Annotated in this window: 10 protein-coding genes; 7 read left to right on the forward strand and 3 right to left on the reverse strand. The window is 64.4% G+C overall.

Annotated elements, in window-relative coordinates; genetic code table 11:
• Positions 1–89: 89 nt before the first annotated feature.
• Together NLR35_RS09080 and NLR35_RS09085 are read left to right on the forward strand one after the other, a co-directional pair.
• Positions 90–6,368 carry a VCBS domain-containing protein gene (locus NLR35_RS09080; protein WP_257166230.1) on the forward strand — a complete coding sequence of 2,093 codons (6,279 nt, stop codon included), beginning with the start codon at positions 90–92 and terminating at the stop codon, positions 6,366–6,368.
• 107 nt (positions 6,369–6,475) lie between these two features.
• The gene (locus NLR35_RS09085; RefSeq protein WP_257166231.1) at positions 6,476–8,707 is read left to right on the forward strand and encodes a CHASE2 domain-containing protein; all 2,232 of its coding nucleotides are present in this window, start codon (positions 6,476–6,478) and stop codon (positions 8,705–8,707) included.
• 60 nt (positions 8,708–8,767) lie between these two features.
• Here NLR35_RS09085 and NLR35_RS09090 read toward each other — a convergent pair whose 3' ends face one another.
• On the reverse strand, positions 8,768–9,124 hold the full coding sequence (locus NLR35_RS09090) for a hypothetical protein (RefSeq protein WP_257166232.1): 357 nt from the start codon (positions 9,122–9,124) through the stop codon (positions 8,768–8,770).
• A gap of 236 nt (positions 9,125–9,360) precedes the next feature.
• On the opposite strand from NLR35_RS09090, the gene NLR35_RS09095 reads away from it, so the two are divergent.
• Positions 9,361–10,263 (forward strand): hypothetical protein, encoded by a 903-nt coding sequence (locus tag NLR35_RS09095; protein WP_257166233.1) that lies wholly within the window; start codon positions 9,361–9,363, stop codon positions 10,261–10,263.
• Positions 10,264–10,345: 82 nt separating this feature from the next.
• Here the strand turns inward: NLR35_RS09095 and NLR35_RS09100 are convergent, their stop codons facing one another.
• Together NLR35_RS09100 and NLR35_RS09105 are read right to left on the reverse strand one after the other, a co-directional pair.
• Entirely contained in the window at positions 10,346–11,941 is a 1,596-nt protein-coding gene (locus NLR35_RS09100; protein ID WP_257166234.1) for an ABC transporter substrate-binding protein, read from the reverse strand.
• Between the two features lie 26 nt (positions 11,942–11,967).
• Positions 11,968–12,210: a hypothetical protein gene (locus NLR35_RS09105; RefSeq protein ID WP_257166235.1), complete on the reverse strand. Its 243-nt coding sequence runs from the start codon at positions 12,208–12,210 to the stop codon at positions 11,968–11,970.
• Between NLR35_RS09105 and NLR35_RS09110 the strand changes: the two genes are divergently transcribed.
• The 4 genes from NLR35_RS09110 to NLR35_RS09125 all read left to right on the forward strand — a co-directional run bounded on the left by NLR35_RS09110 (position 12,191) and on the right by NLR35_RS09125 (position 17,149).
• Positions 12,191–13,807, forward strand: coding sequence for an ABC transporter substrate-binding protein (locus tag NLR35_RS09110; RefSeq protein WP_257166236.1), 1,617 nt, complete (start codon positions 12,191–12,193; stop codon positions 13,805–13,807). The genes NLR35_RS09105 and NLR35_RS09110 overlap by 20 nt on opposite strands.
• Before the next feature lie 207 nt (positions 13,808–14,014).
• On the forward strand, positions 14,015–14,968 hold the full coding sequence (locus tag NLR35_RS09115; RefSeq protein ID WP_257166237.1) for an ABC transporter permease: 954 nt from the start codon (positions 14,015–14,017) through the stop codon (positions 14,966–14,968).
• 2 nt (positions 14,969–14,970) lie between these two features.
• On the forward strand, positions 14,971–15,873 hold the full coding sequence (locus tag NLR35_RS09120) for an ABC transporter permease (protein WP_257166238.1): 903 nt from the start codon (positions 14,971–14,973) through the stop codon (positions 15,871–15,873).
• Positions 15,874–16,099: 226 nt separating this feature from the next.
• Entirely contained in the window at positions 16,100–17,149 is a 1,050-nt protein-coding gene (locus NLR35_RS09125) for an ABC transporter ATP-binding protein (protein ID WP_257166239.1), read from the forward strand.
• The last annotated feature ends 24 nt before the right edge of the window (positions 17,150–17,173 follow it).

Raw genomic sequence — 17,173 nt, forward strand, 5'->3', positions numbered from 1 at the left:
CTGAAGATGGTTCCGCCAGACACTTGCCAGTGATATGCACGGGTTCAACACCAATTGTTATGTAATAATTAACCATAGTCGGTGGCCCCGTGAATTACGCTGGCAAATCTGACGCCGCGCTTTTCTTCAACGGCACGTCCGCACCGGCCCATTTGAAGCTGGATGCGCCCCCCGCCCATGCGCCGGCGGATGCGATCGTCGTTCCCGACGCGCATTTCCTGTTCAATGCCGATTTCAAGCGGTCGGGCCTCGACCTCGTGCTGTCGTCGGACGGCCGCGAGCTCGTGCTGCCGGATTATTTCAGGGGCGAGAAGCGGGCGGCCCTGGCCTCGCCCGACGGCGCGCACCTGACCGGTGACATCGTCAACGCGCTCTCCGGTGCGGTCCAGGTCAGTCAGGCCGGCGGCGCCGCCAGCGTCAACAAGGTGATCGGTCACGTCACCAAGCTGCAGGGCACCGCGACCGTCATCCGCAACGGCGTCTCGATCCTGCTTCACAACGGCGACAATGTCGAAAAGGGCGACGTCGTCCAATCCGGCTCGAATTCGACACTCGGCATCACCTTCATCGATGGCACCGTGTTCGGCCTGTCCTCGAATGCGCGGATGGTGCTGAACGAGATGGTGTACGACCCCAACGGGTCGAACAACTCCTCGCTGATCAGCCTCGTCGCCGGCACGATCTCGTTCGTGGCCGGCGAGACCGCCAAGCATGGCGACATGAAGGTCGACACGCCCGTGGCGACCATGGGCATTCGCGGCACGGCCGTGCTGGTCGAGATCGATTTCGCGGTGCCCGGGCAGGGCGGTCTGCCCGATGCGAAATTCCAGGTGCTGGTCGAGCCCGACGGCCGCACCGGCTCCTACGTGCTGTTCGACAAGACGACGCTGCAGCCGATCGCGGTGGTCAACCAGGCCGGCCAGCAGATCCAGATCAGCAACGGCGTGGTGAACCAGAGCGCGGTGCCGCTGACGCCGGACATCCAGAAGCTCATCAACGACGTCTTCACGCTCAAATTCACCGACAACACCAATCCGAAATCGACGACCCATTTCACCGACATCGGGGTGCCGCAGCCGCTGGCGCCGCTGACCCTGCCCAACGGCACCAGCGCAACGCCGATCGTCCGCGTGGTCGACGCGAGCGGCCCGACGACCGGGACGAGCCAGACCGGGGATCCGCTGACGCACATTCCCGGTGCGCCGGAGGTCAGGATCCTCGACGCCGACGGCCGGCTGACGTCAGCCTTCGGCTTGATCGAGCGCGCCGGTCAGACCGGGAACGGCACCGATCTCGACACCGTGCTCAGTCGCGTCAATTTCGTCGACGTCAACGGCATCGATCGGCCGACGGTGTCGGTGAGCTTCAAGTCCTATACCTACAAGAGCGCGCAGCAGACGGATGTCACGGGCTCGTTGAACGCCCTGCAATTGCAGGACGTCATGGCGACCGCGGTGAAGATCACGGTCGCGGCCGATCCGAACAACAAGAATTACGGGACGGCCACGCTGACCTACAGCGTTCCCGACAACTATTTCGACTTTCTCGGGGCGGGCGAGACGCTGACGCTGACCTACCTCGTGCGGGTCGACAACAATTTCGCGCCGTCCAACGAATTCACCGTGGTGCCGATCACGATCACGGTGACGGGCACCAACGACAAGCCCGTGATCACGGCAGTCGTCCAGAGCATCGCGTTCGAGGGCGGCACCAGCGTGCCCGGCGGGCCGCTGACGTCGGACGATCCGACCTCGGGCACGCTGACGTTCGGGGATGTCGATCTCACCGACACGCATACCGTCTCGGCGAAGCTGAGCAGCGCGGTTCTGGAGGGCGGCGGCAGCATCCCGCCGGCGCCGCTGGCGCTGTTCCAGCAGGCGCTGACGGCACAGCTGGCCGCCGACAGCACCGGCAGCGGCACCGGCAAGATCAATTGGAGTTTTGCCAACCTGCCGGTCTATGTCGCGGATTTCATTCCCGCAGGCCAGAAGGTGACGCTCACCTACACGGTGACCGTGACGGACTCCCAGGGCGCGACGTCGACGCAGACGATCACGGTCACGATCACCGGGACGGATGATCCCGCCGTGGTCTGGATCGCGACGACCCAGCCGGGCGACAGCAGCGGCGCGCAGGTTCATTTGTGGAGCGACGGCGCGAATTGGGCGACCGGTCTGGCTCCGGCCGCGACCGACGACGTCATCATCATCACCGATCAGCTGCATGGCCTGACGCCGGCCTTCCCGGTCACCATCGATACGGCCGCCTTCGCCAAATCGGTCACGCTGAACGATTTTGGCGGCGGAGCCGTCCCCGAGCTCGACAATCACGGCACGCTGACGATCAGCGGCGCGCTGACCGCCAAGGCCGACTCGCGCATCTCCAATTTCTCCGGCGCCACGATCACTGTGACCGGCTCGGCTCAGATCCTTGACCACAGCGAGCTGCACAATTCGGGCACGGCGGTGCTCGCCGGCGGCGGCGTGTTCGGGGCTGCGGCCGGTATCGTCAACACCGGGACGATCGAGCTGTCCGGCGGCACGTTGACCGTGCAGGGCGATGTCGCGAATGCCGATGAGGACGGCTCCGGCTTGATCCAGGTCGACCCGGGCGCGACCTTGACCCTCGACGGCGGCAGCATCGACGGCGGCGCCATCCTGATCCAGGGCGCGCTCGTCATTCAGATGTACGGCACGTCGGGCGAAGGCGGTGATACGTTCCAGCCAGCTCCTGGCCTGCTCGTGCTACAGGGCGGGGCAGCGATCAGCCATGGTGAGCTGATCAATTTCGGCATGATCGAGGTGTCGGGCAGCGGCAATGTGCTGACCGACGAGACCGTCACGAATGCCGGCGGGATCGACGTCAACGGCCAGCTCAAGCTGGACGGCTATACCAGCATCGACAATGAGGACGGCATCGTCACGGTCGAACAGTCCGCGACGCTGACGCTGGCGCGCGCCGATATCACCGGCGGCACGCTGACCAACGTGGCCGGCGGTACCGTGGCGCTCACAGGCCACGCCGCGCTGATCAGCGGCACGCTCGACAATTTCGGCACCGTCGCCGTGTCCGGCAGCGGCAATGCGTTCGACGACGAGACCATAATCAACGCGAACGCGGCCGCCATTGCCATCGCAGTCGGCGGTGCGCTGTCGCTGAGCGGGACCAGCATCGCCGGCGGCGCCATCAGCAGCGAAGGGCAGATCTCGGTCGACGGTGACAGCACGATCGGCGGCAGCGCCGTCTCGGGCGGCACTCTGCTGATCGGCGAGGTTGGTCCGTTTGCGGAAGGCACGGCCACCCTGACCGTCGAAGGCGGCGCGGCGCTGAACGATGTCCACGTCACAATCGGCAATGAATCGACCCTCGAGGTTGCGTCACAGGCGGGCGCGACCCTGGTGAGCGTGACCGTCGACAACTCCGGCACCGTCAAGGTCGATCACGACGCGCTGCTGTTGATCGAGGACAGCACGATCAGCGGCGGCGATCTCGTCAACCACGGCATCGTGCATGTCGAGACCGCGGCGGCGACCACCTTCGACAACGTCACGATCGACAACACGGACGGTCAGATCATCATCGACGAGGATGGTGAGGTCCCGGTGCCGGCGACGCTGGTGCTGGATGGAGGCACGACGATCACCGGTGGCACGTTGGAGGTGCGGATCGCCGGCACGCTGGAGATCGCCGGCCACGACGTGACCTTGTCCGGCGTGGATGTCGAGAATCTCGGTGTCTTCACCGTCGATCTCGGCGCGATCGTCGATCTCGCCGGCACCAAGGTGAGCGGCGACGGCACGCTTTATGTCTACGGCACGATCACGGCGAGCGGCCTGAGCGGCCTCAGCGGGACGATCTTCAACTACGGCACGATCGAGATCACGGCCGGTACGTTCGAGATCACCGGTGACGTGACAGGTTCGGGGACGATCAAGGTCGATGACGGCGCGACCCTGACGGTCGATGGCCACCTCGATCAGATCGTCGATCTCAGCAGCAAGGGCAGCAGCGAGCTCGTCATCGACGACACGAGCTTCTCCGCCAAGATCGCCGGCCTCGGCGTCTCCGACAAGATCGACCTGCAGACGATCAAATGGACGCCGACGACGACAGCGTCCTACGATGCTGAAACGGGCGTGCTCACGGTCGTCGATGGCCAGGGTCACAGCATCGCTCTGACGCTCATCGGCAACTACAGCGATGCGCATTTCGCGGGAAGCGATGACGGCCATGGCGGGACGCTGATCACGCTGATGGCGGATGACGCGGCGCCGGTGATTGCCGAGCCCAACCAGGTCGGCGCGATCACCGAGACCGCGGCGAAGACCGGATCATCCGATCCGCACAGCGTCACCGGCAGCATTCAGTTCACCGACGTCGACCTGACCGACCGGCCCTCAGCGTCGATCGGCGCGCAGAGCGTGACCTGGACCGCGGCCGATCCGCAGACCGATTTGTCCGCTCATCTGACGCAAGACCAGATTGCCGCGCTCGAACAGGCGCTGCAGCTGAGCCAGAGCGGCAACGCCAACAATGGCAAGATCGACTGGACCTATGCCATTGCCGACGGCAAGCTCGATTTCCTCGGCGCCGGCCAGACCGTGACGGTGACCAGCACGGTCGTGCTCGATGATCACCAGGGTGGCACCACGGCCTCGACCGTCGTCGTCACCATCACCGGCAGCAACGACCAGCCGGTTTTGACGGGCAAGGTGCAGTCGGCCGAGCTCGCCGAGCGTACGGCCCTGTCCGGTTCGGATCTGCTCGACACCGCGAGCGGCACGATCACCTTCGCGGATGCCGACATTACCGATGCGCATGTGCTGAAGGTGACCGGTGTCGTGGCCTCGGGCAATGATAGCGGGCTGCCGACGGATCCGTCCGTGCTCAAGGGCTGGCTGTCGCTCGGTGCGCTCACCGAGTCCGGCACCGGCACGGGATCGCAGGTCTGGACCTTCTCCGCCCAGGACAAGGTGTTCGACTATCTCGGCGCCGATCAGCACGTGACGTTGACCTACACGGTGTCGATCGATGACGGTCACGGCGGCGTGGTCGAGGTGCCCGTCACCATCACGGTCAATGGCGCAGAGGATGCGCCCGTCATCACCGCTGAAACCAACCCGACGGTCCAGACCGTCGTCCTGGCCGAGCAGGCCAGAGTGCTGGCGAGCACCGCAAGCACCAATGCCGAGGGGATGCCGACCGAGACGTTCGATCACGTGTCGGCGGGCAACATCTCCGACAACGGGCGCGGTCACGGCAGCTTCTACAGCGAGGCGCTGCACGCGACCTTCACGGCCAGCGGCAATGCGGGGATCGTGCACGGCTCCTCGCCGGTGTCTGCTGCGCCCTACATGGCCGACGGTGCCGACAAGACCAATTATCTCAGCATCGGCAACCACGCGCAGGAGACCATCACCTTCGACAGCGCCAAGAACAGTTTTGGACTGTATTGGGGCTCGGTCGACAGCTACAACAGCATCTCCTTCTACAACGGGAACAAGCTGGTCGCGTCCTACACGGGCAGCGACGTCGCGCCGCTGCTGGCCAATGGCGGCCAGGCATCGCTGAACTCGAACGGCTATGTCGAGTTCCTCGGCCTGTCGCCGTTCAACAAGGTCGTGCTCGCCAGCAGCCAGAATGCGTTCGAGATCGACAACATCTCGGCCGGCACCATCGCCGATCAGCCGGTCAAGCTCGCGAGCAAGATGACGGGCACCCTGACCGTGCTCGACAAGGATGTCGGCGACACGCTGACGGCGGCCGTGACCGACAATGGCGTCATCAAATACAATGGCGCTCCGAGCCTTCCGGCCAATGCCAACGTCCAGGCGCTGGCCGATGCCCACGCCATCACCTTCGATAGCGCGACATCCGACGGTGGCCCGCACGTCCTGCACTGGACCTATCATCCCGGCGCCGTGAACCTGGATTTCCTCAACCCCGGTGACACGCTGACCGTCACCTATCAGGCCGCGGTCAGCGACGGCCACGGCGGAACCGCGAGCAAGCCGCTCACGGTCACGCTGGCCGGCAACGGCGCGTCGACGATCAACGGGACCGCGCAGGACGACAACTTCGTCAATGTCGGCGGCGGCGTCACGATCTTCGGCAAGGACGGCAACGACACCTTCGTCTTCAACCCGCATTTCGGCAGCGCCACGATCGGCGATCTCGATCTCAGCAAGGATATCGTCGAGATCGATCATGCGCTGTTTGCCAACATGGACGCGCTGGTTGCTTCGGCGCAGTCCGCCAATAGTGGCCACGACACTGTCATCACCGATGCGGCGCATGATACACTCACGCTCAAGGGCGTGACGCTCGACCAGTTCAGGGCGCATCACGACGGCTTCCACCTCGTCTGAGCCGCGCTGTCCGCGGAAGGTGCGGACGGCGGCGTTGTCAGGCATTTTGCCCTTCGGGATGATCAGATGCCTCGGATCGCCGGCCTCGGCGTGATATCGGATGCTGCATGAAGCGGTTGAGAGCAGTCCCACGATGGTTCGCGCGCAAGTTCGGCTATGCGCGCGCGATCTGCCTGCTGCTGATGATGGCCTTTGCGGCGCTACGCGTCGCCGATCCCGCCCTGGTGCAGGAACTGCGCCTGCGAACGTTTGACAACTTCCAGGCACTGAGTCCGCGGGTCAAGACCATTCGCCCGGTTACGATCGTGGACATCGACGAGAAGAGCGTTGCCGATCCCAAGCTCGGGCAGTGGCCGTGGCCGCGGACGCGCATAGCTGAGATCGTCGACAGGCTCACGCAGCTCGGCGCGCTCGTCATCGCATTCGACGTCGTATTCGCCGAGCCCGACCGGCTCAATCCGGCGATTGCGGCCGAGACGTTTCCCAATCTCGACGAGGCGACGCGGGACAAGCTGAAGGCGCTGCCGTCCAACGATGAGGTCCTGGCCGATGCCGTGCGGCGGTCGCGCGTCGTTCTCGGTGAGACGGCGAGCCGCGACGTCCGGGCCGAACCCGACAAGACGCTGCCGGAGACCGGCTTTGCGGAAGTGGGAGATCCGGTCCCGTTCATGGAGCCGTTCCCGGGGCTGTTACGCAACGTGCCGGTGATCGAGCGTGCCGCGGCGGGACGCGGCCTCTTCACCATCGAGCCGGAGCGCGACGGCATCGTCCGTCGGGTGCCCATGGTGATGCGGGCGCAGGACGTCAAGATGCTGGCGCTAAGCTTCGAGACGCTGCGGGTCCTGGCCGGCGCGGATACTGTTCGTGTCAAGGCCGATACAGGTGGCATTACCAGCATCGGCTTCGGCCCGCTTCAGATCCCGACCGATGGCAACGCCAAGATCTGGGTGCATTACGCCAATCACGATCCGTCGATCTATGTCTCCGCGATCGACGTGCTCGAGGGGCGTGTGCCGCCGGAGAAGATCGCAAGAAAACTGATCCTGATCGGACCATCCGCGATCGGCCTGAGCGACATCAAGACCACCCCGGTCTACGCAGCCATGCCGGGCGTCGAGGTGCATGCCCAGGTACTGGAGTCGGTGCTCACGAGCTCGATCCTCACCAGGCCCTATTGGGGCATCACCGTTGAATTCTTCGGCGCCGTGCTGCTCGGCCTGCTCGTCATCGTGTTCGCGCCACGGCTCGGCGCCGTCACGCTAGTGCTCGTCGGAGCCGTGTTCGCGAGCGCGCTGCTGGGCGTCTCCTGGTATTTTTACAAGCAGCACCGGATCCTGATCGACTTCACCTATCCGATGCTGTCGACGACGGCGATCTATCTGACGCTGATCTTCGCCAGCTTCATCCGCGAGCAGCAGCAGCGCAGGGAAATCCGCGGCTGGTTCGCGCAATACATGTCGCCGGTGCTGGTGGAGCAGCTCGCGCAATCGCCGGAGAAGCTCGTGCTCGGCGGCGAGGAGCGCGAGATGACCATCATGTTCTCGGACGTCCGCGGCTTCACCTCGATCTCGGAAAGCTACAAGCACGATCCGCAAGGCTTGACGGCGTTGATGAACCGCTTCCTGACACCGTTGACGGACGCGATCATCGCGCGCAAGGGCTATGTCGATAAGTACATGGGCGACGCCATCATGGCGTTCTGGAACGCGCCGCTCGACGATCGGGAGCACCATCTCAATGCCTGCACGGCTGCGCTCGACATGCTGGACAGGATCGACGAGGTCAATCGCGAGCGTGAGCAGGAGGCCGCCCATGGCGGGCATGTCTATATTCGGCTCAACGTCGGCATCGGCCTCAATACCGGCATCGGCGTCGTCGGCAACATGGGCTCTGAGCTGAAGAAGAACTATTCGGTGCTCGGCGACAGCGTCAATCTCGCCTCGCGCCTCGAAGGCCAGACCAAGGAATACGGCTTTCCCATCATCGTCGGCTCGGCGACCGCGATGGCGGTCAAGGACAGGCTCGCCATCCTCGAACTCGACTTCATCATGGTCAAGGGCAAGACCGAGCCGGAGGTGATCTATGCCATCACCGGCCGCGAGGACGTGATGCATTCCGAGCGCTTCCAGATGCTGCGCAACCTCACCATCGAGATGCTGGCCGCCTATCGCGGTCGCGACTGGGACGAGGCGCTGGCGGCCATCGCGCGCGGCCGGAAGAAGGACGAAGCGCACGATCTGGCGAAGCTGTACGATCTCTACGAGGCGCGCATCCGCGTCTATCAGCAGAACCCGCCGCCGGACGACTGGAACGGCGCCTACGCGCTGCTGACGAAGTAGCAATCCGCCGAAGAACGGACCCGGCCGTTCTGACGGGCCATCGCGCGGCGATGATGGTCATCAATTGCAGATCACGTAGGCCGAATAAGGCGGGCAACGCGTGCTGCGTTTTTCCGTGTCGGGAGTGTGGCGGGCGGGACGCGGCGGCGGAAGGCTCCGTCTGATACGCGGCGGCTTGCCTCCATCCTGCGCCGGCGGCGATCGCGCCGCGACGTTGCCAGGCTTGGTGGAGGATGTCTGCGCGTCCGCCACCGCGATGTTGCCGGCAAGCGCGAGCGTGACGACAACGAGTTTGACCGAACCAAAGCGCGTCCGGCGCTGCAGGATCGGCACGGCGACGGCGCGATCCAGCAGATGTCGAGCGGTTGGCATTTGTTGCGAGGCTGCAACAGCGGGATAGGAAAGAGTTGGGAGCATGTGCGTCGGATTGTACTCGCTATGGAGGTGCAATACGATGCTAATCCACTTAAGGTGGTAAGATGCTGCAGATGGGGGCATCGATGCAGTCTTCTGAGGATGCAAGTGCGGCTGCTCCGACGAAGCAGCGGCCGGCATGGGGGCCAGTCAAGCGTTTCGCTCCGCCATATCGTTACACTCGGCCACGCAGGGGCAGCCTCATCGCGGCGGCCGTGTGTGTGCTTGGGGCCAGCGGGGTGTCCGCCGCGGACCTTCCCGTCAAGGCGCCGCCGGCGCCGGTTTCGCTGTGGGAGTTCGAGGTCGGCGCTCGCTATTTCTACAGTTCGGGCCGTACCCGTTACACGCTGGGGGATCCTTTCGTTGCAGGCCAGATCAATTCCCAGCTGACCTACAAGAATCTCAACAGCCATGCCGGCGAAGGCTTCGCCAGGGTCGATCACAATGTCGGCTTCTTCGCCAAAGGCTTTGCTGGCGGCGGAAACATCTTCAGCGGCACGCTCAACGACGAAGACTATCCGCCGGCGGTCATTCCGTACTCCAACACGGTCAGCGACTTGAACAGCGGCAGGCTGTGGTACGGCACCATCGACGCCGGCTACAATTTCTGGAGAGGGCCTGCGTTCAAGGTCGGCGGCTTCATCGGCTACAACCATTTCTATGAGACCGTCAACGCGTACGGATGTAATCAGATCGCGACCAACCCGTTTATCTGTGGTCTCGCTCCGGTTGCCGGAGGCGTGCTGGTGCTCAGCAAGACCGAGAACTGGGACTCGCTTCGTGTGGGGTTGAACGGCGTCTTCCATCTGGGGCAAAACTGGAACGTCACCCTCGATGGCGCCGTCCTGCCCTACGTCCGGCTGAGCGGGTTCGATAATCATTGGCTGCGGCCCGACATCAATCCGCTTCCGCAGTCCGGAAACGGCTGGGGCTATCAGCTCGAAGGTATCGTGTCTTACGACGTGACGAGAAACTTCAGCGTCGGCCTCGGGGGGCGCTATTGGTACGCTCGGACGACATCCGGGACCACGCAATTCCCGGGAGTCCCGGGATCGCCCACGACATTCAGCTACGAGCGGTACGGCGGCTTTCTCCAAGCATCCTACAAATTTGACTCGAGCGCGTTCGTCGTCGGCAAATGAAATATCGGTTGTTGTGCTGAAGAAGAAGCCCGGCAGGCGGCCGGGCTTCTTTGCGAGTGTGACGGCAACTGGCGCCGAACCGCTACTGCGCGCCGATCGTCGTCAGGTCCTGGAACCAGTGCTGGGCCTGGACGAACGTCTTCACCTTCGGCGACAGCGCGTGCGGGTTGGTGTCGTGCACGACCCAGACCAGCACGGCATCATCGACGACCTGCGCATGGGCCTGCGCGATCAGCTCGTCCTGCTTGGCCGGATCGAAGGTCTGCTTGGCCTCGGCGATCAGCGCGTCCACCTTCGGGTTCTTGTAGCCGCCCCAGTTGACGCCGACAGGCGCGATCTGGTCGGAGGCGAAGAAGCGGACGATCGCGTAGAGCGGATCCGACGTGACATAGGCGATGTTGTTGGCGGTGATTCCGGCGTTCATCTCGTCGGCCGCGCCCTTGCGCCAATGCGTGTACAGCGTCTCGAGCTCGACGACCTTGAAGTCGATGTCGATGCCGATCTCCTTGAAGCTCTGCTGCAGATATTCGTTCATCGGCAGCGACAGCATCTGGCCGGTGCCGCCCTGCGCGATGATGAAGGTCGTCTTCAGCGGCTTGGCCTTGGAGTAGCCGGCTTCCTCGACCAGCTTCTTGGCGGCGGCAAGGTCATATTTCAGTTCGAACGTCGGCTTGCCGAACCACGGGCTCGACGGATCGACCTGGCCCTTGGCCGGCTTGGCGAGGCCGTTCATCAGGCCTACGACCTCGTCGCGGTTGATCGCGAGGTTCAGCGCCTTGCGCAGGCGGATGTCGGTCCAGGGCGAGCCCGGCAGCACGCTGAGATGATAGTTCCAGACGTGCGGCGTGACGTTGTCGACGAGCTTCATGCCGGCGGCCTTGAGCTGCGGCACCGCGTCCGGCGCCGGCGTCTCGATCAGGTCGACCTGGCCGGCGAGCAGCGCGTTGGTGCGCGTCAGCGCTTCCGGCATCGGCACCAGCACCAGCTTGTCGGTCTTCGGCAGCCGGTCCTTGTTCCAATATTCGGAATTCTTTGATAGCTCCGCGAGTTCGCGCGGGACCAGCTTGGTCAGCTTGAACGGACCGGTGCCCGAGGGCTGGCTGGCGAACTTGTCCCAATCCTTGCCGAGCTTCTCGTACTGGGCGGGGCTCGAAATCAGGAACCACAGCATCTGATAGGGGAAGAACGAGTCGACGGTCTTGGTGGTGATCTCCACCGTGGAGTCGTCGATCTTGGCGTAGCTCGCCACCGACGGCAGCCGTGTCTTGACCTGCGCGCTCTGCCGCTTGTCGAACTGCGGTGCCTTATCGTTGAGCACCTTGTCCAGATTCCAGATCACCGCGTCGGCATTGAAGTCGCTGCCGTCATGGAACTTGACGCCCTTGCGCAGCGAAAAGCGCCACTTGGTCTTGTCGGACTCGTCGACCTTCCACTCGGTGGCCAGGCCCGGGATCAGCTTGCCGGGCTTGTCGGCGACGCTCATGTCCCAGGCCACCAGCGGATCATAGATCGTGTAGCCGGTAAACTGATAGGCGCCGGCGCCGCGATCGGGCTGGCCCGTCGTCAGCGGAATGTCCGCCATCGAGATGCCGTAGCGCAGAACCGTTTCGGCACGCGCTCCAACAGCGGAGAGACTGAGGGCGATCGCCGTTGCGAGCAATGAGAGTCGAATACGCATGAAGATGAAGCTCCGTGGAAACCGGGTCAAATTCGATGCGCCAAACCTGCAATCCGGGTGCCAAGCCGCTGACGAAGATCATTTGAGCACAAACGGTTGTGACCACGCGTCGCAGGCGCTTGCTCCGGAGCTCCACTGGCATAGGCGTTGCATAATGCTGCACAGAATTTAGCCAGCTGATCGGAGATCTCCATCGTGCTTTTGCGTATTGCCACCTCAATGACGAAGCACGCGGCCGTTGCGACCGCGATGATGACGAGCGCTGCCATCCTCATGCTGCCGGCGACGGCCGGCGCGGAGAGCGTGCTGCGCATCGGCATGACCGCGGCGGACATTCCGCGCACGCTCGGCCAGCCCGACCAGGGCTTCGAGGGCAACCGCTTCACCGGTCTCACCATGTATGACGCGCTGACCGGCTGGGATCTGTCGTCGGCCGACAAGCCCAGCGTCGTCAATCCCGGCCTCGCCACCGAGTGGAAGGTCGACGATGCCGACAAAACCAAGTGGACGTTCAAGCTGCGTCCCGGCGTCACGTTTCACGATGGCTCGCCGTTCAACGCCGACGCCGTGGTGTGGAACGTCGAGAAGGTGCTGAAGCAGGACGCGCCGCAGTTCGATCCGAGCCAGGTCGGCGTGACCGCCTCGCGCATGCCGACGCTGGCCTCGGCGCGCAAGATCGACGACCTCACCGTCGAGCTGACGACCAAGGAGCCGGACAGCTTCCTGCCGATCAACCTCACCAATCTGTTCATGGCGAGCCCCACCCAGTGGCAGAAGCTCTATGAGGCCGCCACCGGCGCCGACGACAAGGCGAAGTCGCAAGCCGCGTGGGCTGCCTTCGCCAAGGACGCCTCGGGCACCGGCCCGTGGAAGATGGCGAAGTTCACGCCGCGCGAGCGGCTGGAGCTCGTCAAGAACGAAGCCTATTGGGACAAGGCGCGCGTGCCGAAGTCCGACAAGATGATCCTGCTGCCGATGCCGGAAGCGAACGCGCGCACCGCGGCGCTGTTGTCCGGGCAGGTCGACTGGGTCGAGGCGCCGGCGCCGGACGCGCTGCCGGAGATCAAGCAGCGCGGCTTCAAGCTCTATGCCAATGAGCAGCCGCATGTCTGGCCTTGGCAGTTCTCGCGCATCGAGGGGTCGCCCTGGAATGATATCCGGGTGCGCAAGGCCGCCAATCTCTGCATCGATCGCGAAGGGCTGAAGGATGGTCTGCTCGCAGGGCTGATGGTGCCGGCGACCGGCACTTTCGAGAAGGGCCATCCCTGGCGCGGCAACGTGACGTTCGAAATCAAGTACGACAAGGCCGCCGCGCAGAAGCTGATGCAGGAGGCCGGCTACGGCCCGAACAAGAAGCTCGAGGTGAAGACGCAGACCTCGGCCTCCGGCTCGGGGCAGATGCAGCCGCTGCCGATGAACGAGTACCTGCAGCAGGCGCTGGCCGAGTGCTATTTCGACGTCAAGCTCGATGTGATCGAGTGGAACACGCTGTTCACCAATTGGCGCCGCGGCGCCAAGGACCCGTCCGCGAACGGCGCCAACGCCACCAACGTCACCTACGCGGCGATGGACCCGTTCTTCGCGCTGGTGCGCTTCCTGCAGTCGTCGATGGCGCCCCCGGTCTCCAACAATTGGGGCTTCATCAACAACCCGAAGTTCGATGAACTGGTCAAGAAGGCGCGGCAGACCTTCGATCCGGCCGAGCGCGACAAGGCGCTGGCCGAGCTGCACGCGGCATCCGTCGACGACGCCGCGTTCCTCTACGTTGCCCACGACGTCGGCCCGCGCGCGATGAGCCCGAAGGTCAAGGGCGTGGTGCAGCCCAAGAGCTGGTTCATCGACTTCTCGCCGATCTCGGTGGAATAGTTGTTGGTGAAACGTTAGCTCCCCGTTTGCTCCGCTGCGCTCCCTCCCCCCTTGCGAGGGAGGGGCGGGGTGGGGGGTAGCCCCGGCGGCAATCTTTTTGGGGACCCCCACCCCCGACCCCTCCCGCAAGGGGGAGGGGCGTGTTCTTGATGCCGCTAGTTTCTCGCGACTCTCTGCAAAGAATGGAGAGTCAACCGAAGGTGACTCGTGCTTTCTTATGCTGCCAGGCGGATGGTCTACGCGATCCCGATCATCATCGGCGTCGCGCTCGTCTGCTTCATGCTGGTTCACATCACGCCGGGTGACCCGCTCGTCGCCGTGCTTCCGGCCGATGCGTCGCAGGAGCTCGCGCAGCAGCTGCGCGTGGCCTATGGCTTCGACAAACCGCTGCCGGTGCAGTTCGGGCTATGGCTGTGGCGCGCGGTCAATGGCGATCTCGGCAATTCGATCGCTACCGGCCGCCCCGTGCTGGCCGAGGTGCTGCGCGCCGTCTCCAACACCGTGACGCTGGCGATCGCAGCCGCCATCATCGGCTTCTCGCTCGGCCTGTTCTTCGGTCTCGTCGCCGGCTATTTCCGCGACACCTGGATCGACAAGGTCGCGACCTCCATCGCGATCGCCGGCGTGTCGCTGCCGCATTACTGGCTCGGCATGGTCTTGGTCATCATCTTCTCGGTCGAGCTGAACTGGCTGCCGGCCGTCGGCGCAGGCCCGTCCGGCTCCGGCGCGTGGGCGTGGGACTGGGCGCATCTGCGTTTCCTGATCCTGCCGGCGATCACGACATCCGTCATTCCGATGGGCATCATCACCCGCACCGTGCGCGCGCTGACCGGCGATATCCTGAGCCAGGACTTCGTCGAAGCGCTGCGCGCGAAGGGGCTGCGCGAGACGCAGGTGTTCCGCCACGTCCTGAAGAACGCCGCGCCGACTGCGCTCGCCGTGATGGGCCTGCAGCTCGGCTATATGCTCGGCGGCTCCATCCTGATCGAGACGGTGTTCTCATGGCCCGGCTCGGGCCTGCTCTTGAACTCGGCGATCTTCCAGCGCGACCTGCCGCTGCTGCAGGGCACGATCCTGGTGCTGGCGATGTTCTTCGTCATCCTCAACCTCGTGGTCGACATCGCGCAGGCCGCGATCGATCCGCGCATCAAGCGGGGCTAGCGATGAGCATGACGTCCCCGAGCGCGATCAACGAGCAATCCCTCCAGGCGGCGCCAGCCACCAACGCGCGCGGCTATTGGGCCACCGTCGGCCGCCGAATCGTCAGAGACAAGGTCAGCATGGTCTGCGTCGCCGTCCTGCTGCTGATTGTCCTGTCTGCCTTGCTGGCGCCCTATCTGCATCTTGCCGATCCCTACCAGGGCTCGATGATCCGCCGCCTCCGCCACATCGGCACGCCGAACTATCCGCTCGGCACCGACGAGCTCGGCCGCGACATGCTGGCGCGGCTGATCTATGGCGGGCGATTGTCGCTGCTGATCGGAATTTCGCCGGTCATCCTCGCCTTCGGCATCGGCACCATGCTCGGCCTCGTCGCCGGCTATGTCGGCGGCTGGGTCAACACCATGATCATGCGCACCATCGACGTGTTCTACGCTTTCCCCTCGGTGCTGCTGGCGATCGCGATCTCAGGTGCGCTCGGAGCGGGGATCACCAACTCGATCGTGTCGCTGACCATCGTGTTCGTGCCGCAGATCACCCGCGTGGCCGAGAGCGTCACCACCGGCGTGCGTAACCGCGATTTCGTCGAAGCGGCACGGGCGTCGGGCGCGAATGCCTTTACCATCATGCGCGCGCACATGCTCGGCAATGTGCTCGGGCCGATCTTCGTCTATGCGACGGGTCTCATCTCCGTGTCGATGATCCTGGCGGCCGGTCTCTCCTTCCTCGGCCTCGGCACCAAGCCGCCGGAGCCGGAATGGGGCCTGATGCTGAACACCCTGCGTACCGCGATCTACGTCAATCCGTGGGTGGCGGCGCTCCCGGGCGTGATGATCTTTGCGGTGTCGATCTGCTTCAACCTGCTCAGCGATGGCTTGCGCAGCGCGATGGATATACGGAGCTGATGGTTGCCATGGCGATTTTCAATGAAGCTCGATCGTCGTCGGCAGTGCACCTCGCCCCGCCTGCGGGGAGAGGTCGGATTGCATCGCCAGATGCAATCCGGGTGAGGGGGTACAAGTCTCTCGGCGAACACTTCCCGTGCGGCAGCCCCTCACCCCGGCCCTCTCCCCGTAAGAACGGGGAGAGGGAGGGTAGCGGCATCTGCCGCTCCTACTCGAGTCTATCGCTATGACTGAAGCAACATCCGTCACTGGCCTCGCCCCCATCGAAGACCTCGGCGGCAAGGCGCAGCCGCTGTTGCGTGTCGATGGTCTCACCAAGCATTTCCCCGTGCGCGGCGGGCTGTTCGGCGCGCGCAAGACCGTGCGCGCGGTGGATGACGTCTCGTTCAATATCGGCAAGGGCGAGACCGTCGGCATCGTCGGCGAGTCCGGCTGCGGCAAGTCGACGACGGCGCGGCTCTTGATGCATCTGATGGACCGCGATGCCGGCGAGATCATCTTCGACGGTCGGCAGGTCGGCCATGAGATGTCGTTGCGCGAGCTGCGCCGCGGCATGCAGATGGTGTTCCAGGACTCCTATGCCTCGCTCAACCCGCGGCTGACGATCGAGGAATCGATCGCGTTCGGGCCGAAGGTGCACGGCATGGCGGACAACGCGGCTCGGGCGCTGGCGCGCGAGCTGCTCGGCAAGGTCGGACTGCGGCCCGAGACCTTCGCCAACCGCTATCCGCACGAGATCTCCGGCGGCCAGCGTCAGCGCGTCAACATCGCCCGCGCGCTGGCGCTGTCGCCCCGGCTGGTCATTCTCGACGAAGCCGTCTCCGCGCTCGACAAATCGGTCGAGGCGCAGGTGCTGAACCTGCTGATGGACCTCAAGCGCGAGTTCGGGCTGACCTATCTGTTCATCAGCCACGACCTCAACGTCATCAACTACATCTCCGATCGCGTGCTGGTGATGTATCTCGGCGAGGTCGTTGAGCTCGGCCCGGTCGAGCAGGTCTGGGCCAAGCCGGCGCATCCCTATACGCGCGCGCTGCTCGCGGCGATGCCGTCGTCCGATCCGGACCGGCGCACCGAGACGCCGCCGCTGTCCGGCGATCCGCCCAATCCGATCGATCCGCCGGCGGGCTGCCGTTTCCACACCCGCTGTCCGTTCGCCGAGGCGCCCTGTTCGAATGTCGCGCCAAAGTTGACGGAGCTGGATACAATGGGCCATCAGGCCGCCTGCCACATGGCGATCCCAGGCTCGGGACACAGCCGTGCACCGGCGGCCTGACGGACACCAGCAGCGAGAAGCGCA

The organism is Bradyrhizobium sp. SRS-191 (assembly GCF_024586915.1).
GTDB lineage: Bacteria > Pseudomonadota > Alphaproteobacteria > Rhizobiales > Xanthobacteraceae > Bradyrhizobium.